A 20,645-nucleotide genomic window follows, 5' to 3' on the forward strand; every position below is an offset into this window, starting at 1 on the left:
CGCCATGCGTGGACGGCGTTACCGGAAAAACGCCGCAGGTGTCTGCCCCAGCTGGCGCTTGAACATGCTGGTGAACGCGCTGGGGCTGTCGTAGCCCGTCGCCAGCGCGACATCGATGACCTTGTCACCGACCGCCAGCCGTTCCATCGCGGCCAGCAGCCGTGCCTGCTGCCGCCACTGGCCGAAGGTCATGCCCAGCTCGGTGGCGAAGCGCCGCTGGATGGTTTTCACGTCCACCTCCAGCGCCTGTGCCCAGTCCTGCAGTGTGGCGTCGTCGCCGGGGTGCTTCTGCAGGTGTTGGCAGATCCGCAGCAGGCGCGGGTCGCTTGGCGCAGGCAGGTGCAGAGGCAGCACGTCCATGCGATGCAGTTCGTCCAGCAGAAGGCGCACCACGCGGCCATCGCGGCTGTCCTCGATGTGCTCGCCCTTGACCAGCGTGGCGGCCTGCAGCAGCTCGCGCAGCAGGGGCGACACCTGCACCGCGAACGGCTCGGTCGGCAGGTGCGGGGCAAACGGCGGGTCGATGTACAGGCTGCGCATGTGCACGGCGGCGATGCAGTCCACCGCGTGCACCATGCCGGCCGGCATCCAGATCGCGCGGTTCGATGGCACCACCCAGCGCCCGACTTCCGACCGCACCACCATCAGGCCGGAGATGGCGTAGACCAGCTGGTGGCGCTGATGCTTGTGACCAGGGATGTGGGTACCTACGGGGTACTGGGTGACCCGATAGGTGACCGGGCGATGCAGTGGAACCTCCCGCCAGGGCGCGGCCGGATCGACGTCACTGGCTATGTCCTTTTTGCGATAGGGCATGACCTGAACGCGGCAGAAGGGAGGGAAGGGCAACCGTAGCATGCGGGGCTCGCCCCCAACCTGACTGCGTCCATGTCCACCCTGGCTTCTCCCGCAACGACCTCACGCCCGGCGGCCCCCGGCGTGCTGGCCGCCATTTCCACCTCGCACGTCGTCAACGACATGATGCAGTCGCTGATCCTGGCCATCTATCCGGTGATCAAGGGTGGCTTCAATCTCAGCTTCACCCAGATCGGCCTGATCACGTTGACCTATCAGCTCACTGCGTCGATCTTCCAGCCGTTGATCGGTGTAGCCACCGACCGCCGCCCGGCACCGTATTCGCTACCGATCGGCATGGCCTCGACCTTGTGCGGCATGCTGCTGCTCGGCTTCGCGCCGAACTACGCGATGGTGCTGCTGGCAGCGGCAATGGTCGGCATCGGCTCGGCGATCTTCCATCCGGAGGCCTCGCGCATCGCGCGGCTCGCCTCGGGCGGCCGTCATGGCTTCGCACAGTCGGTGTTCCAGGTGGGGGGCAATTTCGGTACCGCGTTGGGCCCGCTGATTGCGGCGGCAGTGATCGTGCCGTACGGCCAGCATGCCGCGTCGTGGTTCGCAGGCGCGGCCCTGATCGGCATCGCATTGCTGACCTATGTTGGCCGCTGGTACGCGTTGCATCTGGGCACGCCGCGCCCGGCCAGTACCGCCTCGATGGCGCCGCGCCATCCACCACGCACGGTGGCCAAGGTGCTGGCGATCCTGCTGGTGCTGATCTTCAGCAAGTACTTCTACATGGCCAGCATCGGCAGCTACTTCACCTTCTACCTGATCCACCATTTCGGCATTCCGGTGGCGCAGGCGCAGCTGCACCTGTTCGCGTTCCTGGTGGCGTCCGCCGCTGGCGGCTTCCTCGGCGGCCCGTTGGGTGACCGGATCGGCCGCAAGCCGATCATCTGGACCTCGATCCTCGGCGTGGCGCCGTTCGCGCTGATGCTGCCGCATGCCGACCTGTTGTGGACGACGGTGCTGGCGGTGCTGATCGGCTTCGTGCTGTCTTCGGCGTTCTCGGCGATCGTGGTCTATGCGCAGGAGATGATGCCGCACCGCATCGGCATGGTGTCCGGCCTGTTCTTCGGTTTCGCGTTCGGTATGGGCGGGCTGGGTGCCGCCGTGATCGGCCTGCTGGCGGACAGAACCAGCATCGAGTACGTCTACCAGCTGACCGCGTTCCTGCCGTTGCTGGGCATCGTGGCGGCGTGGTTGCCGCCGTCGCGGCCTGCTGCTCACTGAGGGGGTTTGGTTTGCAGGGCTTGCAGCCCTGCACCCGCAGAGGCAACGGCAACAGCCGAAGCGCGCTATCAGTGGGGTGGCGGGGTGGGTCCGGTGGCGGGGGACGCCGTAAACCCATCCCTGGGGGCTTGGCCGCGGCATCCATGCCGCGGACACCCCTGCAACCGGACCCGCCCCGCCTTCGACAGTTTTCCGTGATCTGCCGGAACGGCGTACTGCTCTGGTAGGTGTCGACGTTGGTCGACACGGTAGATCCATGCCATGCGTGGATGAATTCATTCCATGTCTGACAGATGTGTCGACCAAGGTCGACACCTACCAACAGACATCCGGAATCTGTCAAAGGCGGGGCGGTGTGGGTGGGCAGGACCGTTGGCGCCATGGATGGCGCCATCGAGCCCCCATGGATGGGTTTACGGCGTGTCCTGACCACCCACACCGCCCCGCCACCCCACGGATAGCTCGCTTTTGCCGTTGCCGTTGCTTGCAGCTTCGGCAGGTGCAGGGCTGCAAGCCCTGCCGAACACTCCACCGGGCGTAGAATGCGGCCATGAGCGAATCCCTTGATAACCGCCTGGTCCACGGCCGCCGCCAGCGGCCGGATGGCCCGTCGCCGATCGATGTCATCTCGGTCCAGTCGCAACTTGTCTACGGCCACGCCGGCAACAGTGCCGCCGTACCGCCGATGCGCGCGCTGGGCGTGCGCGTGGCGGATATCCCGACCGTGCTGCTGAGCAATGCGCCTTTCTACGACACCACGCGTGGCCGCGTGCTGCCCGCTGACTGGTTCGCCGACCTGTTGCTGGGCACCCACGAGCGCGGCCTGCCGCAGCGGGCGAAAATGCTCGTCTCCGGCTATTTCGGCAGCACCGCCAACGGGGCCGCCTTCGCAGACTGGCTGGACGACATCCTGCCGGCCTGCCCGCAGCTGCGCTATTGCCTGGACCCGGTGATTGGCGACACGCACACCGGCCCCTACGTGGAACCCGGGCTGGAAGCGATCTTCGCCGAGCGCCTGTTGCCGCATGCCTGGCTGGTGACGCCGAACGCTTACGAACTGAATCGCCTGACCGGCATGCCGGCGCTGGCCGAGGCCGATGCCATCGCCGCCGCGCGCACGCTGCTGGATCGCGGCCCGCATTGGGTGATCGCGCACAGCGTGGGCGGCAGCCCGGGTGAACTGGTGACCCTGGCCGTCGGCCGCGAGGAAACCTGGCGCTGGACCTCGCCGCTGCTGCCGGTGGACGTGGCGGGTACCGGTGATGTGCTGATGTCGCTGGTGGTGTCGTTCCTGCTGCGCGGCGAATCGATGCAGCAGGCGATTTCGCGTGCGATTGCCGGCACCCATGCGGCGCTGGAGGCGACCCTGGACAACGGCTTCGAGGAATTCGACGTGGTCGCCGCCGCGCCGGCGGCGCTGGCCGAAGGCACGCGCTTCCGCGCCGAACGCGTTGCATGAGCGGCCTGGACCCACGCACGCCGCGCACGGTCGGCATCGTCGGCAGCGCTGGCGCCTACGGGCGCTGGCTGACCCGCTTCTTCCAGCAGCACCTGCAGTTGCAGGTGATCGGCCACGATCCGGCCGACCCAGGTTCGCACACGCCGGAACACCTGCTGGCGCAGGCCGATGTGCTGGTGTTCTCGGCACCGATCCGGCACACCCCGGCGTTGATCGCCGAGTACGTGCGGCAATCGGCGGGCCGCGAGCAGGGCAGGCTGTGGCTGGATGTGACCTCGGTAAAGGAGGCGCCGGTGCAGGCGATGCTGGCGTCGCGGGCCGAAGTGGTCGGCCTGCACCCGATGACCGCGCCGCCGAAGGCGCCGACCCTGAAGGGCAGGGTGATGGTGGTCTGCGAAGCGCGGCTGCAGCTCTGGCAGGCGTGGGTCGATACGCTGTGCGCCGCGCTGCAGGCCGAGTGCGTGCGGGCCACGCCGCAGCACCACGACCAGATGATGGCGCTGGTGCAGGCGATGGTGCATGCCACCCATCTGGCCCAGGCCGGCGTGTTGCGCCAGTACCAGCCGCAGCTGGGCGATCTGGCTGCGATGATGCCGTACCGTTCGGCATCGTTCGAGCTGGATACGGCGATCATTTCGCGCATCCTGTCGCTCAACCCGGCGATCTACGAAGACATCCAGTTCGGCAACCCGTACGTGGCGCCGATGCTGGAGCGGCTGGTGGGCCAGCTGCAGGCATTGCAGGCGCAGGTCGTGCAGGGTGACGACGGTGCACGTGGTGCATTCCGCGAGCAGCTGCTGTCGGCCAATCGCACTGCCTTCGGCGAGCAGGCGCTGGCGGACGGCAACTACACGTTCGAACGCGTGGGCTATCTGCTGGCTGACCTGACCGAGCGCAACGCGCTGTCAGTACACCTGCCGGAAGATCGGCCCGGCTCGCTGCGCGAGCTGCTGAACGTGTTCGAGCAGCATCGCATCAGCCTGGCCTCGATCCATTCCTCACGTACGCCTGGTGGCGAAGTGCACTTCCGCATCGGGTTCATCGCCGGCAGTGATCCGGCAGCGATCACCCGGGCGGCCGCGGAAGTGGACGCCAGCGGCATCGGGCGGGTGCTCGGCTGACCACATTCATCCACAGGCGGTGTGGATGGATCCTGAGCAAACGTGTGGATAACCTCTCTCAGCCCTTGCTGGCAAAGGCTGTCAAGATGCCTGGCGAAAAATTGGCCACGCTTTTCTGTAGGGTCGAACCATGCTCGGGTGCTTTTGGCCAAAAGCGTGTCGACCAAGGTCGATACCTGCCAGAGCGGAGGATGGAGATCCGGTAGCGCGAGCGCGGAGCAGCACGAATGCGGTAGCGCCGGGCCATGCCCGGCGAACCTCAAATCGTCAACCGCAGTTCACCACCACTGGTGGTGAACTCACGCCCATTGCGCACCAGCTGGCGCCCGTCATCCAGCTCATAGCGCGGCGTGGCTTCGGAGTGGTGCCCGCTGCCGTTTGCCTCGGGCTTGAATTCGATGATGATGTGGCTTTCGCCATTACTGTCGACGGCGGGGAACTGACGGAACGACATCGCGTACCTCCTTCAGCGGATGCTGCGGGTGCGCGGCCAGCTTGGTCTTGCCGATGTTAGCCGGCCGTCATCAATCGATGAACTGCAGTCGTGCCAGTTCAGCGTACAGTCCGCCTTCGGCCAGCAGCTGCGCATGGGTACCTTCGGCGACGATACGGCCCTGGTCCATCACCACGATGCGGTCGGCCTTGAGCACGGTGGCCAGGCGGTGGGCGATGACCAGCGTGGTGCGACCGGCCATCAGCCGCTCAAGTGCCTGCTGCACGCCATGCTCGCTCTGCGCATCCAGTGCGCTGGTGGCCTCATCGAGCAGCAGGATCGGCGCATCCTTCAGCAACGCGCGGGCGATCGCCACGCGCTGCTGCTGGCCACCGGACAGGCGTGCGCCGCGCTCGCCCAGTTCACTGTCGTAGCCTTGCGGCAATGCCCGCAGGAAGCCATCGGCCTCTGCTGCACGTGCGGCGTCCTCGACCTCGGCGTCGCGGGCCTGCAGCCTGCCGTAGCGGATGTTGTCGCGTGCACTGGCTGCGAACAGCGTCGGCTGCTGCGGTACCAGTGCCAGCTGCGCGCGCAGCTCGGCCGGATCGACCTGGCGCACGTCGATGCCATCCACGCAGATGCGGCCGCTGGCCGGATCGTGGAAGCGCAGCAGCATCGACAGCACCGTGCTCTTGCCTGCGCCCGACGGGCCGACCAGGGCCACGGTCTCACCCGGGCGGACATGCAGGTTGAAGTGGTCCAGCGCGGCCTGGTCCGGGCGCTGCGGGTAGTGGAACACCACGTCGTCGAACTGGATTTCGCCGCGTAGCGGTTGCGGCAGTGCGTGCGGCTGCGCCGGCGCACGGATCTCGATGTCTTCCTGCAGCAGCTCGCCGATACGGCCCATGCCACCGGCCGCACGCTGCAGCTCGTTCCACACTTCGGCCAGGGCGCCCACCGAGCCGCCGCCGATCAGCGCGTACAACACGAACTGGCCCAGCGTGCCGGCACTGAGGCGGCCGTCGATGACATCGTGCGCGCCCAGCCACAGCACGCCAACGATGGCGCCAAACACCAACAGGATGGCACTGGCGGTAACCAGCGATTGCGCACCGATGCGCCGGCGTGCGGCACCGATGGCATCGCCCAGCGCCTTGTCAAAGCGCCCGCGCTCATAGGGCTCGCGCGCATGCGCCTGCACCGTGCGCACGGCGCCCAGCATCTCGCTGGCCAGGCTGTTGGCATCGGCGATGCGGTCCTGGCTGCTGCGCGCAACCGTACGCAGCTTGCGCGCGCCGACGATGATCGGCAGCACCGCCAGCGGGATGCCGAGCAGTGACCACGCGGCCAGCCGAGGGCTGGTGACGAACAGCATCGCCAGGCTGCCGACCACGGTTACGCTGCTGCGCAGGGCGACCGACATGGTCGAGCCGACCACGCTGCGCAGCAGTTCGCTGTCGGCGGTCAGGCGCGAGACCAGTTCGCCGCTGCGGCTGCGGTCGTGGAAACCGGCGCCGAGCTGGATCAGGTGTGCGTACAGGCGGCTGCGCAGGTCGGCGACGACCTTCTCGCCCAGCAGCGACACGAAGAAGAACCGTGCGGCCGTCGCCAGTGCCAGCACCACCGCCACCAGCATCAGCAGGGCGAAGGCACGGTTGATCTGGCCACCGCTGGTGAAGCCGTGGTCGATCATCTGCTTCACGGCGGGGGGCAGGCTCAGCGTGGCGGCCGAAGAGACCGCCAGGGCCAGCAGCCAGGCGGTGAACAACCCGCTGTGGCGGCGCACGAACGGCCACAACGTCCGCAGGCTGCCAAGGCGGCGCAGCGGCGGGGTCGAGGCAGGGGCGTCGTCCTTGTCAGTCATCCTGGGTGTCGTCTTGTATGCGGATACGGTCACGGGTGGCGTCGCGCAGGCGGATTTTCAATGCATCGACCTGATCGGCCGGCAATTCGGCCCGCAGGCACACGCCGTTGGCATCGAACTGTTCATCGAGTTTCCCGGCGCCGAAGGCGGGCAGGGTGGCGTGCAGGATGCCCAGGTCCTCGAAGCCGGCCAGCAGCTGCAGCCGGGCCATCGCCACCAGGGGCAGGCGGGGGGCGGTGCGCAGGCACTCGGCGGCAGCGCCACCGTAGGCGCGCACCAGTCCACCGGCGCCCAGCTTGATGCCGCCGAACCAGCGCGTCACCACCACCATCACACGGTCGAAACCCTGGCCATCGATTGCCGCCAGGATCGGTCGTCCGGCCGTTCCAGCGGGCTCGCCATCATCGCTGGAGCGGTAGTCCCGGCCGTACCGGTAGGCCCAGCAGTTGTGGGTCGCGTCGGCTGCTGCAACCTGCTGCAGGATCGCCATGGCCGCTGCGGCGCTGTCGATCGGCGCAGCATGGGCGATGAAACGACTGTGTTTGACTTCCAGCGTGTGGCTGACAGGCTGGGCGAGGGTATCGAGCATTCCCGTCATTCTACGGGGTCGCCGGAGGTCACGTTCTGCTTCAGTCGTCCAGTAACGGGCGCAGGTCGCGCGGCAGGCGGGCTTCCGGATACTGCTGCACGTAGCGCTCCAGGCTGGCGCGGGCCAGATCGCGCTGGCCGTCGTCGCGTCGCGCGCGGATCTTCTGCAGCCACTGCCGACGCGGCAGTCGCGCGTCGGCGTCCACCTCGGCCTGCACGGCATCCGCGCTCAGGCCCGCGTCGCTGCCGCGGCGCATGATGCCCGGTGCGGAACGGCTGGGCGCCTCACGCTTCATCGAGGTGATCTCCACCCGATCCAGCGCCTGCGTCCGCTCGGCCTCGGCGGCATTGGTTGCCGGTGCTGCGGCCGTGCGTGCTTTCATTGCCCCGGACGCTGCTGGCGCGAATGCCGGTGCGGGTGCGGGTGCCGAGTAGGCGGCCGGTGCAGGTGGCGCTGGCGGTGCTGCAGCCGGAGCGGGCGGGAGCGCCGCAAAGGAGGTGTCGGCGGCCGCATCTGTGGCCACGGACCGTGCAGCCTGGGCCGGCGCTTCAGCGGTCTTGGCCGGCGCAGGCTTGTGCGCACGCGCGATGGCCGGTGCCGGGGCAGCGGAAACAGGGGCGGACTCGGGTGCTGCCGGAGCAGCGGCTGGTTCCGCAACCGCCACTGCGCTGTCGGCTGAACCACTTCCAGCGGCCTGATCGGCAGCCGCGACGTCTTCTGCCGCAGCCGGTGCTGCGGCAACAGCAGTCTCGCCCGCCGGAACCGGTGGCGGTTCAGGACGCAGCTGCCAGGCGATGCCAATGGCGAACACCATCGAAGCGGCGATGCCGAACACCGCTGGCCAACGCGGGCCTGTGCGCTGCTTGCGCGGCGCCTCGGGAGAGGCAACAACATCGGTACCCGGAGCGTCAACCGCGGCACGTGCCGCGGCCAGGATGGCGGCGTCCAGTGCGGCCGGTGGTGCCTGCTCGGCGCGACGGCCGAGCAGCCGGGCCAGCTCGCGTTCTTCCGGCGTCAGCGGTTCGTCTCGGTTCATGCGTTCAATCCCGCACGCAGCTTGTCCATCGCATAGCGCAGCCGCGATTTCACGGTTTCCCGGCCTACGCCGGTGATCTGGCCGATCTCCTCCAGGCTCAGTTCCTGATCCAGCCGCAGTTGCAGCACTTCGCGCTGCTCCGGCGGCAATTGCTCCATCGCCAGCTGGATGCGGCGACGTTGTTCGAATTCGGAAAGTTCGGCTTCCGGGGTCTGCCCGTCCTCGATCGCGGCCAGGCGCAGGTCGGCGTCGGCCGGTGCGGCAGGGCGATGGCGGGCGGCGCGCCAATGGTCGTTCAGGCGGTTGTGGGCGATGCGGAACAGCCAGGTGCTGAACGCTGCTTCGGGCTGCCACCCGGCACGGGCGCTGATCACCCGCTGCCAGACGTCCTGGAAGATCTCCTCGGCCAGCGCGTTGTCGCGCAGTTGGCGCAGCAGGAAACCGAACAGTCGCTTGCGATGGCGCGCATACAGGCTTTCGAACGCGCGCAGGTCGCCGCCGGCCCAGGCCAGCATCAAGGCTTCATCGGTTGGCAGTGCGCTGGCTTCCACGGCGTACAGGGTAAGGCCTGCAGGCGATGGCGCATAGCGGGTGGCAGGGGCGGGCAGGGCGAGGGTCATGGCTCGGAAGGGGCTGCAGACAGCAGGAAAAACGTACGGGCGCACGATTCGGGGTTTACGGGCTTCCATTGCCCCCCGGGTGGCGCGCTATGCTCGTCGGCTCAGGGGAGGCGACGCATCGACGGCGCCAAGAGATTGTCATTTGTCCACGCATGCTGAACCGGCGGAAGAGCCACCACACGAGGCCGTGCTGAGCACGGCGCTGGTGCGCGCGTTGCATGCGCTTTTGCCGGAAACGGCCTTGGTCCGCGTCGGCTGGGACGACCCGCAGCTCGGGCGTGGTCAGGGCGGATGGCCGGCCGACGGGGCGGCAGGCGCGTTCACTGCGCCGGGCATCGGCGAGGGCTCCCATGGCTGGGAACATGACGGTGCACGCCTGCAGTTGTCGGTGGAAGGCGCCGTGCCTTCTGCGGCGTGGTGGGGGCTGGCCCGTCAGGCCATGGAACTGGCACTGCAGCGTGGCCGCCAGGCCGGGCAGATCAAGGCGCTGGAGGAAGCTGAACGGTTGCAGCAGGCGCTGTTCCAGATCGCCGATCTGGCCGGCGCCGATCTGGAGATGTCGGAGATGCTGCGTCACGTGCACGGCGTGCTCGGCACGCTGATGTATGCCGAGAACTGCTACATCGTTGAATACGATGATGTGCGTGACCAGATCCGCTTCCTGTACTTCGCCGACCAGGTCGACGATTTCGTCGCCGACCCGACGCAGAGCCATGACGCCGCCGAGATGCCGCGCAGCTTGACCGTCGCGCTGCTGCGCCATGGCAAGCCGCTCAGCGGACCCTCGCGCGAACTGCTGGCGCGCGTGGTCGAGCAGGAGCACGACCCGCAGCGTGGCCCCGAAAGCCTGGACTGGCTGGGTGTGCCGATGCTGCGCGATGGCCGGGTATGCGGCGCGATCGTGGTGCAGAGCTATGAGCTGGCGGCCCGTTATGGCGAGGCCGAGCGGGCGTTGCTGGGCTTTGTCGCGCAGCACGTGCAGACTGCGATGGATCGGCGCCAGGCGCAGGTCCGGCTGGAGCAACAGGTGGAGCGGCGTACGCTGGAACTGCAGCGCGCCAACCACAGCCTGCAGGATGAAGTGGCGGAGCGCCGGCGCGCCGAGCAACTGCAGACCGCGCTGTACAACATTGCCGAAATGGCGATGTCGGCCGACAGCCTGGCCCAGTTCTACGGGCAGGTGCATGGCGTGGTCGGGCGCCTGCTCGATGCGCGCAACTTCTATATCGCGCTGGTGAACGGAAGCGGCAACGGCCTGGACTTCGTCTATTCGGTGGACGAGCACAATGCCAGCCGTGCACCTCGTCCGTTCAGTCGCGGCCTGACCGAATACGTGGTGCGCAACCGGCGGCCCCTACTGGCCTCACGCGCCCAGATCGATGCGCTGCTGGCCAGTGGCGAGGTGCGTGAATCCGGCGCGCGCTCGCATTGCTGGCTGGGCGTGCCGCTGCTGCGCGATGACGAGGTGGTCGGTGCGATCGTGGTGCAGAGCTACAGCGAGAACAGTACGTTCAGCGTGCACGATCAGCGGCTGTTGACGTTCGTTGCGCAGAACATCGGAACCGGGTTGGCGCGCCAGCGCGACCAGCAACGGCTGCGTTTGGCGCATGCCGAACTGGAAAAGCGCGTGGAGGAACGCACGCGTGAGCTGGCCGAGGTCAACGAGAAGTTGCTCGGCCAGATCGGCGAGCGCCTGCGGGCCGAGCAACGCCTGACCCATCAGGCCATGCACGATGCGCTGACCGGCCTGCCCAACCGGCTGCACCTGCTCGATCGCCTGCAGGATGCGCTGGCGCTGGCCAAGCGCGAGGGTGGGCCGGTGTTCGCCGTGCTGTTCCTCGACCTGGATCGCTTCAAGCTGGTCAACGACAGCATCGGCCACGCCGCGGGTGACCGCATGCTGGTGGAGGTGGCCAAGCGCATCGTATCGATGGCCGGTGCCGATGATGTGGTGGCACGGCTGGGCGGTGATGAATTCGCGGTACTGCTGCAATGCCCGCAGGGCCTGGCACAGGCACTGGATTTCGGCCAGCGCCTGCTGCTGGCACTGCAGGAGTCGATGTGGATCGCCGGCCGCGAACTGTTCCCGTCCGGCAGCCTGGGCATCGCGCTGTGGAATCCGCGCTACCGTACCGGCGAGGAGCTGCTGCGTGATGCGGACGCGGCGATGTACCGGGCCAAGGCGCAGGGCCATGACCGCTGCGCGATCTTCGACGAGGACATGCGTGAACAGGCCATGCGCAGCCTCGACCTGGAAGCCGATCTGCGCCGCGCGATCAACAACCGTGATTTCGTTCCGTTCTTCCAGCCGATCGTGCGCCTGTCCGATGGCGAAGTGGTGGGACATGAGGCATTGCTCCGCTGGCAGCACGAGCGTCGTGGCCTGCTGTTGCCCGGCGCGTTCCTGGAGCTGGGAGAGGAAAGCGGCCTGATCGAACAGGTCGACTGGCTGATCTACGAGCAGGTCATCGCGCGCCTGGCCGAAGGTGGGCAGAGCTATGTCTCGGTGAACGTTTCGCCGCGCCATTTCCGCTCGGCCGAGTTCAGCGACCGCCTATTCGGCCTGCTCGACGCGTGTGGCGCCGATCCGCGCCGGCTGCGGCTGGAGATTACCGAGGTCGCGCTGCTGGACGATGCGCCGCACACGCTGCGCATCCTGCAGGGCCTGCGCGAGCGTGGCATCCAGGTGCAGCTGGACGACTTTGGTACCGGCTTCTCTGCGCTGTCCTACCTGCACCGATTCCCGATCAGTACATTGAAGATCGACCAGAGTTTCATCGCCGGCCTGCACGGGCCGGAAGTGCAGAGCACGCGCGCGCTGGTCGAAGGCGTGCTGTCACTGGCCCGCACCCTGGGCATCGAAACCATTGGCGAAGGCATCGAGACCGAGGCGCAGCGGCAGACACTGCGCGAACTCGGTTGCGACTATGGCCAGGGATACCTGCTGGGCCGTCCCGCACCGTGGGCACGGACGCTGGCGTGAGCCACCGCGACGGTTCGCTTCAGCGCAGAGCCGAGCGACGTTTCTCGTCGATCCACTTCGAGGCCTGGGCCGGCTGGTAGTTCTGCATCCACACCAGCATTTCCTCGATGTCCGAGCCGTACCAGAGGTCCTGGCGCTGGTCCGGATGCAGGAAACGCTCTTCCACCATGCGGTCGATCATGCCGATCAGCGGCGCGTAGAAACCTTCCACATCGAGGAACGCGCACGGCTTGTTGCCGATGCCCAGCTGGCGCCAGGTCAGCATCTCGAAGATCTCTTCCATGGTGCCGAAGCCACCGGGCAGGGCAACGAAGCCATCGGCGAGGTCGAACATGCGCGACTTGCGCTCATGCATCGAGCCGACGATCTCCAGTTCGGTCAGGCCGCGGTGGGCCACTTCCCAGTCGGCCAGCTGGCGCGGGATCACGCCGGTCACCTCGCCGCCAGCGGCGAGCACGGCGTTGGCCACGGTACCCATCAGGCCAACGTTGCCGCCGCCATACACCAGGCGCAGGCCATCGCGGGCAATGCGGTCGCCCAGTGCAATGGCGCGTTCGGTATAGGCCGGCTTGCTGCCAGCGTTGGAACCACAGTACACACAGATCGATTTCATGGATCTTCCTGTCTCTTGGCCGGAAACGAAAACGCCCCGTCGCCGACCGCAGGGCGGTCAGAGACGGGGTGTCAGTGGATTATGAGGCCTTGACAGGCCTTCTGTAGCGCCGAGCCGCGCCGCGTTTAACCGGCGGTGCCATTGCACCACCTCGCATCGCAATGCGCGCGGAGCCCTCCGTTCCGGGGGGATGGTTCCGGGCTCGGCTGCCCTTCGTTCAGATCACGGCAAAGGCGTCAGCCAAGCAAGGCGATGCCGGTCGTCCTGACCATCACCCTTCGGGCCGTCGCCAGCGACGTTGGCAGCGGCTCCTGCCGCTGCCTCCGGTTCTACCGAAGCGATGGCTTACGCCGCCGCGGCCTGCTCGCGGCGCGGGCCTTCACGCAGGGCACGGCCCACCATGGCCACCAGCAGGTCCAGCTCCTGGCTGTCCATGCCGAAGTGCGGGGTGAAGCGCAGCGAGTTCTCACCACCGTGAATCACGTTGATGCCGTGCTGGCGCAGCCATTCCTCGGTGGAGTTGGCGCCATAACACTTGAACTGCGGGGCCAGCTCGCACGAGAACAGCAGCCCGGTGCCCTGCACCTTGGTGATCAGGCCGCCCAGCTCGCTCTTGAGCTGTTCCAGCTTGCGCACGGCCTCGGCACCGCGCTCGGCGATGTTGGCGCGTACCTGTGGGGTCAGCTGTGCCAGGGTGGCGCAGGCGACGTCCAGCGCACGCGGGTTGCTGGTCATGGTGTTGCCGTAGATGCCCTTGCGGTACAGCTGCGCAGCATGCTCGGTCACCGCCAGCACCGACAGCGGGTACTGCGCGGCGTTGAGCGCCTTGGAATAGGTCTCCATGTCCGGCGGGTCAAGCCCTTCGAAGCCCGGGTAATCGACCACCGACAGCACGCCATGCGCACGCAGGCCGGCCTGGATCGAGTCCAGCAGCAGCAGGCTGCCGTGTGCACGCGTCAGCTCACGGGCAACGGCATAGAACGACGGCGGCACCGAACGGCCCGGGTCACCTTCGCCCATCACCGGTTCGAGGAACACCGCTTCGATGAACCACTGGTTGCGCGCGGCATCCTCGAACACCTTGCGCAGGCCGGCCTCATCGTACGGCGCCACGGTGATCACCGAGTCCTCGCCCCGGTAGCTGGCCAGGTGCTGCATGTAGCTCTTGCGGCTGGAATCCGAATAGAGGGCAGGGCGGTCGGTACGGCCATGGAAGCTGCCCTTGACCACCACGCGCTTGATCGCAGCGCCGGCGTGACGTGCACCCGGATCGGTCTGCAGCTTGGCGTTGACGTCGGCGATGCGCGCGGCCAGGCCGACGGCTTCGGAGCCGGAATTCAGGCACATGAAACGGGCGAACGGGCAGCCGCCACGGCGGTGGCCGATCTCGGCGCGCAGGGCGGTGATGAAGCGCTGCTGCGACAGGCTGGGGGTCATGATGTTGGCCATCACCTGTGGGCGCGCCATGGCTTCCAGCACGGCGTCCGGGGTGTGCCCGAAGCCGAGCATGCCGTAGCCGCCGGCGTCGTACAGCACGGCGCCCTTCAGGGTGACCACCCATGGGCCGCGCGCGGCCAGCGCCACGTAGGGGGTCACCGCGTCATCGGCATAGAAATTGACGAATCCGTCCTGCATCGCGTCGATCTGTGCCTGTTCGTCCTGTGCCAGCAGCGGCCCCAGGTCGGCCTGCACGCGCGCGAATTCCTCGGCGGCGGCGTCCACTGCGGCGATCAGCTGCGGGTGGTTGGCGGACAGGGCGGTCAGGGTGGCATCGTCCAGGCCGGTAGTGAGGCGGGTGCCGGGCTGGTTGCGCAGGGGGGCGAGGCGTTCGATGAAGCTCATTGCAGATCTCCTGAAACAATGGGTCGCACGGGCCATCAAAAGCAAAACGCGCGTCATCACGCGCGCTTGGGGCAGGCTCGTGCAGCGGACTTCCGGTTCGATGCTAGCACTTGTTTTTTTGCGCGATAACCCCGCAGAAACCTGCTGCATAGCAGCATTTTGCGCGACGTTCGCCGCGAAGTGCGCCGGCTCGCAGACGCTGGACGTACAATGCGCGCCATTGTCGACCTGTTGCCGCCCACCGCCTTGAAGAAGTCCGATTTCCACTACGACCTGCCGGCTGAACTGATCGCGCAGGCTCCCCTTGCCGAACGCTCCGCCAGCCGCCTGCTGCTGGTACCGCCGGCACCTGCCGCCTTCACCGACCTGCAGGTGCGTGACCTGCCGTCGCTGCTGCAGCCGGGCGACCTGCTGGTGTTCAACGACACCCGGGTGATTCCGGCGCGCCTGTTCGGGCAGAAGGCCAGCGGCGGCCGCGTGGAGATCCTGATCGAGCGCCTGCTCGGCGGTCAGCAGGCGCGTGCGCAGGTCGGCGCCAGCAAGTCGCCGAAGGCCGGCAGTCGCATCGCGCTGGATGCCGGTGGCGAAGCCGAGGTGCTGGGCCGCGATGGCGAGTTCTACGTGCTGCAGTTCCATGTGCCGGAGTCGCTGGAGCAGTGGCTGCTGCATGCCGGCCGCCTGCCGTTGCCGCCCTACATCCAGCGCGAGCCGGGCGTGGACGACCGCGAGCGGTACCAGACCGTGTTCGCGCGCGAGGTAGGCGCGGTGGCAGCACCGACCGCCGGCCTGCATTTCGACGAGCCGCTGCTGGCGGCGCTGAAGGACAAGGGCGTGGAGTTCGGCCACGTCACCCTGCATGTGGGTGCGGGCACCTTCCAGCCGGTGCGCGCCGATGACCTGAAGGACCACGTGATGCACCGCGAGTGGCTGAACGTCGGCGCCGAACTGGTGCAGCAGGTGCGGCGCACGCGCGCCGGCGGCGGCCGGGTGATCGGCGTCGGCACCACCGTGGTGCGCGCGCTGGAAAGCGCGATGCGCGATGGCGAGCTGCTGCCGTTCGCCGGCGAGACCCAGATCTTCATCACCCCGGGCTACCGCATCCGCAGCGTCGACGCGATGGTGACCAATTTCCACCTGCCGGAAAGCACGCTGCTGATGATGATCTCGGCGTTTGCAGGCAAGGACCGCGTGTTCGAGGCCTACCGGCACGCGATTGAGCAGCGCTACCGCTTCTTCAGCTACGGCGACGCGATGCTGCTGTTCCCGCAGGCGGAGTAGGGGCTGACCTCTGCTTGCTTGTGGTGGGTGCGCACCGTTGGTGCGCACTTGCAGGTGCCTGGAGACCAGGAAAGCCACGCATGGCGTGGCTCTACTGCCGTGCCGTTCAGGCCTGAATGGGCGGTCGAGCCGGTTTTGGGAGACAATGAGCAACTATTTGCCCGAATGACCGCTCCATGTCCCGACTGCAGTTCCAGCTCCAGACCCGCGATGGCCGTGCCCGCCGTGGCCGCCTGACCTTCCCGCGTGGCACGGTGGAAACGCCGGCCTTCATGCCGGTGGGGACCTATGGCTCGGTCAAGGGCATCCTGCCGGACCAGGTGCGGGCGCTGGGCGCCGAGATCATCCTCGGCAACACCTTCCACCTGTACCTGCGCCCCGGCCTGGACATCATCGCCGACCACGGCGGGCTGCACGGCTTCTGCCGCTGGGATGGACCGATCCTGACCGACTCCGGTGGTTTCCAGGTGTTCTCGCTGGCCCATCGACGCAAGATCACCGAGCAGGGCGTGACCTTTGCCTCGCCCACCGACGGCGCCCGGGTGTTCCTCGGTCCCGAGGAGAGCATGAAGATCCAGAAGGTGCTCGATTCGGACATCGTGATGATCTTCGACGAGTGCACCCCGTATCCGGCCACCGAAGACGTTGCCCGCCGTTCCATGGAGCTGAGCCTGCGCTGGGCCCAGCGCAGCCGCAACGCGCATGACGAGCTGGGCAACGACGCGGCCTTGTTCGGCATCGTCCAGGGGGGCGTGCACACCGACCTGCGCAGCCGCTCGGCCGACGCCCTGCAGGCGATCGGCTTCGACGGCTACGCCATCGGCGGCCTGGCCGTGGGCGAGCCGGAGCACGAGCGCAATGCCATGCTCGACCACCTGGATCCGGAGCTGCCGGGCGACCGCCCGCGTTACCTGATGGGCGTGGGCCGGCCGGAGGACCTGGTCGAGGGCGTGGCGCGCGGTGTGGACATGTTCGACTGCGTGATGCCGACCCGTAATGCGCGCAACGGCCACTATTTCACCTCGTTCGGCACCGTTCGCATCCGCAATTCCCAGTACGCGCGGGACATGGACCCGATCGAGCCGGGCTGCGGCTGCGTGGCCTGCACCGGCGGTTACACCCGGTCCTACCTGCGCCACCTGGACCGCTGCAACGAGATGCTGGCGCCGATGCTGGGCACCCTGCACAACCTGTTCTATTACGAAAAGCTCATGGCCGACATCCGTGCCGCGATCGAGGCGGGAACCTTCCTGGCCTTCCGCGAGTCCTTCTACGCGGCACGCGGAGCGGTGGCCCCGCCGCTGTAACCCCGGCGCCCCCCTGCCGAACGGCCCAAGGACGAACGCCCGGGGCCGTGGCATACTTCAAGGCTGACCCAGATCCGCGGTCGACACCCCCGCCCCTCAAGGGACGGGAGCGCCGCCCAACCAAAGGACCAACGATGAACCTGCTTGCTTTCCTGATTCCCGCCGCCCACGCCCAGGCCGCCGGCGGCCAACCGCAGGGCATGGGCCTGACCACGCTGCTGTTCCCGATCATCCTGATCGCCATCATGTACTTCCTGATGATCCGCCCGCAGATGAAGCGGCAGAAGGAGCACAAGGCCATGCTGGAGAAGATCAAGCGCGGCGATGAAGTGCTGACCAACGGCGGCATCGCCGGCAAGGTCACCGACATCGGCGACCACTTCATCACCGTCGAAGTGGCCGACAACGTGCGCATCCGCGTGCAGAAGGGCGCTGTCGGCAGCGTGCTGCCGACCGGCACCCTGGATTCGGCCAAGTAAGCCACTCCCTTTCCGAAGCACAACCGCGGCGCCGGGGATGGCGCCGCGCGGGACCCAAGCAATGCTCGAATTTCCACGCTGGAAGTACGTCGTCATCCTGATCGTACTGGCGCTCAGCGCGCTGTACGCGCTGCCCAACATCTACCAGAAGGACCCGGCCATCCAGATCACCGCCAACCGTGGCGGGCAGATCGACGATGCGCTGCGCGACCGTGTGCTGGCCGACCTGAAAAAGGCCGGCATCGCCACCATCGGTGCCGACAAGGAAGGGGAAAGCCTGATCGTCCGCCTGTCGGACCTGAAGTCGCAGTCCGCTGCCAGCGACGTCCTGCGTGACACCGTCGGCGAGAAGTACACCGTGGCGCTGAACCTGGCTTCGACCGTGCCCGACTGGCTGGCCAACCTCGGCGGTCGCCCGATGGTGCTGGGCCTGGACCTGCAGGGCGGCGTGCATTTCGTGCTGCAGGTCGACCAGAAGGCTGCCCTCGACAAGCGCCTGGATGCCTATACCGAAGACGTGCGCAGCACCCTGCGTGACGCGCGCATCGCCTACCAGTCGGTGGAACGCCGCGCCGACAACAGCATCGTGGCCAACCTGAGCCCATCCGCCGGCGATGACGCCGCGCAGCGCGCCCGCGCCGCGCTGGTCAAGGCGCAGCCGACCCTCGGCTATGACGTCAGCGGCAACCGCATCACGGTCACCGTGCCGGAGACCGAGATCACGCAGATCGCCAACGGCGCCATCGAGCAGAACATCAACACCCTGCGCAACCGCGTGAACCAGCTCGGCGTGGCCGAGCCGATCATCCAGCGCCAGGGTGCCGACCGCGTGGTCGTGCAGCTGCCGGGCGTGCAGGACACCGCCGAAGCCAAGCGCATGATCGGTGCCACCGCCACCCTGGAATACCGTGCGGTGGTTGAAGGCAATGCGCAGGACGCCATCAACTCCGGCCGCATTCCGCCGGAAGCGAAGGTCTACCAGCAGCGCGACGGCCGTGGCCCGATCCTGCTGAACAAGCGCGTGATCGTCACCGGTGACCAGATGGTTGGTGCGCAGGCGGTGACCGATTCGAACAGCGGCTCGCCGGCGGTCAGCGTGACGCTGAACAACGTCGGTGGCCAGCGCATGTTCGACTTCACCAGCGCCAACGTGAACAAGCCGATGGCGGTGGTCTACACCGAGCGCGTGCCGACCGTGACCGTCGTCGACGGCCAGGAAGTGCGTGGCTTCAAGGTCAACGAGGAAGTGATCTCGGTGGCCAACATCAACGGCGTGTTCGGCAAGAACTTCCAGACCACCGGCCTGCAGAAGAAGGAAGCCGAAGACCTGGCCAAGCTGCTGAAGTCGGGTTCGCTGGCTGCGCCGATGGACTTCGTCGAGGAGCGCGTGGTCGGCCCGAGCCTCGGCGCCGAGAACGTCAAGAACGGCATGCGCGCGGTGGTGTTCGCGTTCCTTTTCACCCTGGTGTTCTTCAGCGTGTACTACCGCATGTTCGGTGTGATCACCTCGGCAGCGATGCTGTTCAACCTGCTGATCGTAGTGGCGGTGATGTCGCTGTTCGGTGCCACCATGACCCTGCCGGGCTTTGCCGGCCTGGCGTTGTCGGTCGGCCTGTCGGTGGACGCCAACGTGCTGATCAACGAGCGTATCCGTGAAGAGCTGCGAGCCGGTGTGCCGGGCAAGACGGCGATCGTGACCGGTTACGAGCGTGCCTCGGGCACCATCCTCGACGCCAACCTGACCGGCCTGATCGTCGGCGTGGCGCTGTTTGCATTCGGTACCGGTCCGCTGAAGGGCTTCGCGCTGACCATGATCATCGGTATTTTCGCCTCCATGTTCACCGCGATCACCGTGTCGCGTGCGCTGGCGACGCTGATCTACGGCCGTCGCAAGAAGCTCCAGAACGTGGCCATCTGACGGGACGACACGCACAATGAAACTGTTTCCGCTGCACATCCTCCCGAACGACACCAAGATCGACTTCATGCGCTGGCGCCATGTCGCCATGGCAGTCACCATCGTGGTGTTCCTGGCCTCGGTCGCCATCATCGGCATCAAGGGCTTCAACTACGCGCTGGACTTCACCGGCGGCACCCTGATCGAAGCCCGCTTCGACAAGGCGGTGGATGTTGAGCAGGTCCGCACCAAGCTCGAGCAGAGTGGCTTCGAAGGGGCCCAGGTGCAGAGCGTCGGTGGCAACACCGACCTGCTGATCCGCCTGGCCCCGCACGGCGAGCATGCTCCGGGTACCGGCGACGCCGCCCACGAGGACAAGGCCACGGCCGCTGCCGTGGTGAAGGCGTTGTCCACTGCCGACAATCAGGCCACCGTGCTCCGCAACGAGTTCGTGGGCCCGCAGATCGGCAAGGACCTGGCGATGAATGGCCTGTATGCCACCATCTTCATGCTGGCCGGCTTCCTGATCTACATCGCGGTGCGCTTCGAGTGGAAGTTCGCGGTCACCGCCAGCATCGTGGCGATGTTCGACCTGATTGTGACGGTCGCTTACGTGTCCCTGCTGGGCCGTGAGTTCGACCTGACCGTGCTGGCCGGCCTGCTGTCGGTGATGGGCTTTGCGATCAACGACATCATCGTGGTCTTCGACCGCGTCCGTGAGAACTTCCGCAGCCTGCGCGTGGATTCGATGGAAGTGCTGAACCGTTCGATCAACCAGACGCTGTCGCGTACGGTGATCACTGCGGTGATGTTCTTCCTGTCCGCGCTTGCCCTGTACCTGTACGGCGGCAGCTCGATGGAAGGCCTGGCCGAGACGCATATGATCGGTGCGGTGATCGTGGTGCTGTCCTCGATCCTGGTGGCAGTGCCGATGCTGACGATCGGTTTCCTGCGCGTCAGCAAGCAGGACCTGCTGCCGAAGGCGAAGGACGTTGAGGCCCTGGCCCGTCGCCCGTAACCGTTCGCGCTGCACGCA

The 20,645-nt window shown here is 67.1% G+C and carries 17 protein-coding genes; 9 read left to right on the forward strand and 8 right to left on the reverse strand.

The window, feature by feature from the left end; all coding sequences use genetic code 11:
* Nucleotides 1-18 precede the first annotated feature (18 nt).
* Nucleotides 19-816 carry a helix-turn-helix domain-containing protein gene (locus ACEPA4_RS08240; protein WP_065179663.1) on the reverse strand — a complete coding sequence of 266 codons (798 nt, stop codon included), beginning with the start codon at nt 814-816 and terminating at the stop codon, nt 19-21.
* A 72-nt stretch (nt 817-888) separates the two neighbouring features.
* Here ACEPA4_RS08240 and ACEPA4_RS08245 point away from each other — a divergent pair, with 72 nt between their 5' ends.
* From ACEPA4_RS08245 to ACEPA4_RS08255, 3 genes are all read left to right on the forward strand, one after another.
* Nucleotides 889-2,088: an MFS transporter gene (locus ACEPA4_RS08245; protein WP_262090842.1), complete on the forward strand. Its 1,200-nt coding sequence runs from the start codon at nt 889-891 to the stop codon at nt 2,086-2,088.
* Between the two features lie 550 nt (nt 2,089-2,638).
* Entirely contained in the window at nt 2,639-3,547 is a 909-nt protein-coding gene (gene pdxY / locus ACEPA4_RS08250; RefSeq protein ID WP_262090840.1) for a pyridoxal kinase, read from the forward strand.
* Complete coding sequence (locus ACEPA4_RS08255) at nt 3,544-4,668, forward strand: prephenate dehydrogenase (RefSeq protein WP_065185190.1); 1,125 nt, start codon at nt 3,544-3,546, stop codon at nt 4,666-4,668. The genes pdxY and ACEPA4_RS08255 overlap by 4 nt, the downstream gene beginning before the upstream one ends.
* A 259-nt stretch (nt 4,669-4,927) precedes the next feature.
* Here ACEPA4_RS08255 and ACEPA4_RS08260 read toward each other — a convergent pair whose 3' ends face one another.
* The 5 genes from ACEPA4_RS08260 to ACEPA4_RS08280 form a co-directional block, all read right to left on the reverse strand.
* Entirely contained in the window at nt 4,928-5,122 is a 195-nt protein-coding gene (locus ACEPA4_RS08260) for a hypothetical protein (protein WP_005416191.1), read from the reverse strand.
* A 70-nt stretch (nt 5,123-5,192) separates the two neighbouring features.
* Entirely contained in the window at nt 5,193-6,965 is a 1,773-nt protein-coding gene (locus tag ACEPA4_RS08265; RefSeq protein WP_374083026.1) for an ABC transporter transmembrane domain-containing protein, read from the reverse strand.
* Nucleotides 6,958-7,554 carry a YigZ family protein gene (locus tag ACEPA4_RS08270; RefSeq protein WP_164093638.1) on the reverse strand — a complete coding sequence of 199 codons (597 nt, stop codon included), beginning with the start codon at nt 7,552-7,554 and terminating at the stop codon, nt 6,958-6,960. Before ACEPA4_RS08270 ends, ACEPA4_RS08265 begins: the two co-directional genes overlap by 8 nt.
* Before the next feature lie 40 nt (nt 7,555-7,594).
* The gene (locus tag ACEPA4_RS08275) at nt 7,595-8,590 is read right to left on the reverse strand and encodes a hypothetical protein (protein ID WP_065185188.1); all 996 of its coding nucleotides are present in this window, start codon (nt 8,588-8,590) and stop codon (nt 7,595-7,597) included.
* The gene (locus ACEPA4_RS08280; protein WP_229298213.1) at nt 8,587-9,105 is read right to left on the reverse strand and encodes an RNA polymerase sigma factor; all 519 of its coding nucleotides are present in this window, start codon (nt 9,103-9,105) and stop codon (nt 8,587-8,589) included. The genes ACEPA4_RS08275 and ACEPA4_RS08280 overlap by 4 nt, the downstream gene beginning before the upstream one ends.
* Nucleotides 9,106-9,352: 247 nt before the next feature.
* On the opposite strand from ACEPA4_RS08280, the gene ACEPA4_RS08285 reads away from it, so the two are divergent.
* Nucleotides 9,353-12,193 carry an EAL domain-containing protein gene (locus ACEPA4_RS08285; RefSeq protein WP_065185187.1) on the forward strand — a complete coding sequence of 947 codons (2,841 nt, stop codon included), beginning with the start codon at nt 9,353-9,355 and terminating at the stop codon, nt 12,191-12,193.
* Between the two features lie 19 nt (nt 12,194-12,212).
* On the opposite strand, the gene ACEPA4_RS08290 is transcribed toward ACEPA4_RS08285, so the two are convergent.
* A complete protein-coding gene (locus ACEPA4_RS08290; RefSeq protein ID WP_005416197.1) occupies nt 12,213-12,806 on the reverse strand; it encodes a TIGR00730 family Rossman fold protein in 594 nt (197 codons plus the stop codon).
* A gap of 345 nt (nt 12,807-13,151) precedes the next feature.
* Nucleotides 13,152-14,648 carry an aminotransferase class III-fold pyridoxal phosphate-dependent enzyme gene (locus ACEPA4_RS08295; protein ID WP_065185186.1) on the reverse strand — a complete coding sequence of 499 codons (1,497 nt, stop codon included), beginning with the start codon at nt 14,646-14,648 and terminating at the stop codon, nt 13,152-13,154.
* Between the two features lie 210 nt (nt 14,649-14,858).
* Here ACEPA4_RS08295 and queA point away from each other — a divergent pair, with 210 nt between their 5' ends.
* From queA to secF, 5 genes are all read left to right on the forward strand, one after another.
* On the forward strand, nt 14,859-15,926 hold the full coding sequence (gene queA, locus ACEPA4_RS08300) for a tRNA preQ1(34) S-adenosylmethionine ribosyltransferase-isomerase QueA (RefSeq protein ID WP_065185185.1): 1,068 nt from the start codon (nt 14,859-14,861) through the stop codon (nt 15,924-15,926).
* Between the two features lie 176 nt (nt 15,927-16,102).
* Nucleotides 16,103-17,233 carry a tRNA guanosine(34) transglycosylase Tgt gene (gene tgt, locus ACEPA4_RS08305; protein ID WP_014646826.1) on the forward strand — a complete coding sequence of 377 codons (1,131 nt, stop codon included), beginning with the start codon at nt 16,103-16,105 and terminating at the stop codon, nt 17,231-17,233.
* A 134-nt stretch (nt 17,234-17,367) separates the two neighbouring features.
* The gene (gene yajC / locus ACEPA4_RS08310; RefSeq protein WP_005416201.1) at nt 17,368-17,712 is read left to right on the forward strand and encodes a preprotein translocase subunit YajC; all 345 of its coding nucleotides are present in this window, start codon (nt 17,368-17,370) and stop codon (nt 17,710-17,712) included.
* A gap of 61 nt (nt 17,713-17,773) precedes the next feature.
* On the forward strand, nt 17,774-19,630 hold the full coding sequence (secD, locus tag ACEPA4_RS08315; RefSeq protein ID WP_065185183.1) for a protein translocase subunit SecD: 1,857 nt from the start codon (nt 17,774-17,776) through the stop codon (nt 19,628-19,630).
* A gap of 16 nt (nt 19,631-19,646) precedes the next feature.
* On the forward strand, nt 19,647-20,627 hold the full coding sequence (gene secF / locus ACEPA4_RS08320; protein WP_065185182.1) for a protein translocase subunit SecF: 981 nt from the start codon (nt 19,647-19,649) through the stop codon (nt 20,625-20,627).
* Nucleotides 20,628-20,645 lie beyond the last annotated feature (18 nt).

Origin of the sequence: Stenotrophomonas sp. P2112, assembly GCF_041897515.1 — a bacterium.
GTDB classification, from domain to species: domain Bacteria; phylum Pseudomonadota; class Gammaproteobacteria; order Xanthomonadales; family Xanthomonadaceae; genus Stenotrophomonas; species Stenotrophomonas sepilia.

What these genes read in the sequence shown, in the direction of transcription:
- ACEPA4_RS08290 (WP_005416197.1), bottom strand. Translation starts at nt 12,806, where the DNA reads ATGAAATCGATCTGTGTGTACTGTGGTTCCAACGCTGGCAGCAAGCCG.
- ACEPA4_RS08275 (WP_065185188.1), bottom strand. Translation starts at nt 8,590, where the DNA reads ATGAACCGAGACGAACCGCTGACGCCGGAAGAACGCGAGCTGGCCCGG.
- secD (WP_065185183.1), top strand. Translation starts at nt 17,774, where the DNA reads ATGCTCGAATTTCCACGCTGGAAGTACGTCGTCATCCTGATCGTACTG.
- ACEPA4_RS08265 (WP_374083026.1), bottom strand. Translation starts at nt 6,965, where the DNA reads ATGACTGACAAGGACGACGCCCCTGCCTCGACCCCGCCGCTGCGCCGC.
- ACEPA4_RS08255 (WP_065185190.1), top strand. Translation starts at nt 3,544, where the DNA reads ATGAGCGGCCTGGACCCACGCACGCCGCGCACGGTCGGCATCGTCGGC.
- ACEPA4_RS08295 (WP_065185186.1), bottom strand. Translation starts at nt 14,648, where the DNA reads ATGAGCTTCATCGAACGCCTCGCCCCCCTGCGCAACCAGCCCGGCACC.
- ACEPA4_RS08270 (WP_164093638.1), bottom strand. Translation starts at nt 7,554, where the DNA reads ATGCTCGATACCCTCGCCCAGCCTGTCAGCCACACGCTGGAAGTCAAA.
- ACEPA4_RS08245 (WP_262090842.1), top strand. Translation starts at nt 889, where the DNA reads ATGTCCACCCTGGCTTCTCCCGCAACGACCTCACGCCCGGCGGCCCCC.
- queA (WP_065185185.1), top strand. Translation starts at nt 14,859, where the DNA reads ATGCGCGCCATTGTCGACCTGTTGCCGCCCACCGCCTTGAAGAAGTCC.
- ACEPA4_RS08260 (WP_005416191.1), bottom strand. Translation starts at nt 5,122, where the DNA reads ATGTCGTTCCGTCAGTTCCCCGCCGTCGACAGTAATGGCGAAAGCCAC.
- yajC (WP_005416201.1), top strand. Translation starts at nt 17,368, where the DNA reads ATGAACCTGCTTGCTTTCCTGATTCCCGCCGCCCACGCCCAGGCCGCC.
- secF (WP_065185182.1), top strand. Translation starts at nt 19,647, where the DNA reads ATGAAACTGTTTCCGCTGCACATCCTCCCGAACGACACCAAGATCGAC.
- ACEPA4_RS08280 (WP_229298213.1), bottom strand. Translation starts at nt 9,105, where the DNA reads ATGCTGGCCTGGGCCGGCGGCGACCTGCGCGCGTTCGAAAGCCTGTAT.
- ACEPA4_RS08240 (WP_065179663.1), bottom strand. Translation starts at nt 816, where the DNA reads ATGCCCTATCGCAAAAAGGACATAGCCAGTGACGTCGATCCGGCCGCG.
- tgt (WP_014646826.1), top strand. Translation starts at nt 16,103, where the DNA reads ATGTCCCGACTGCAGTTCCAGCTCCAGACCCGCGATGGCCGTGCCCGC.
- pdxY (WP_262090840.1), top strand. Translation starts at nt 2,639, where the DNA reads ATGAGCGAATCCCTTGATAACCGCCTGGTCCACGGCCGCCGCCAGCGG.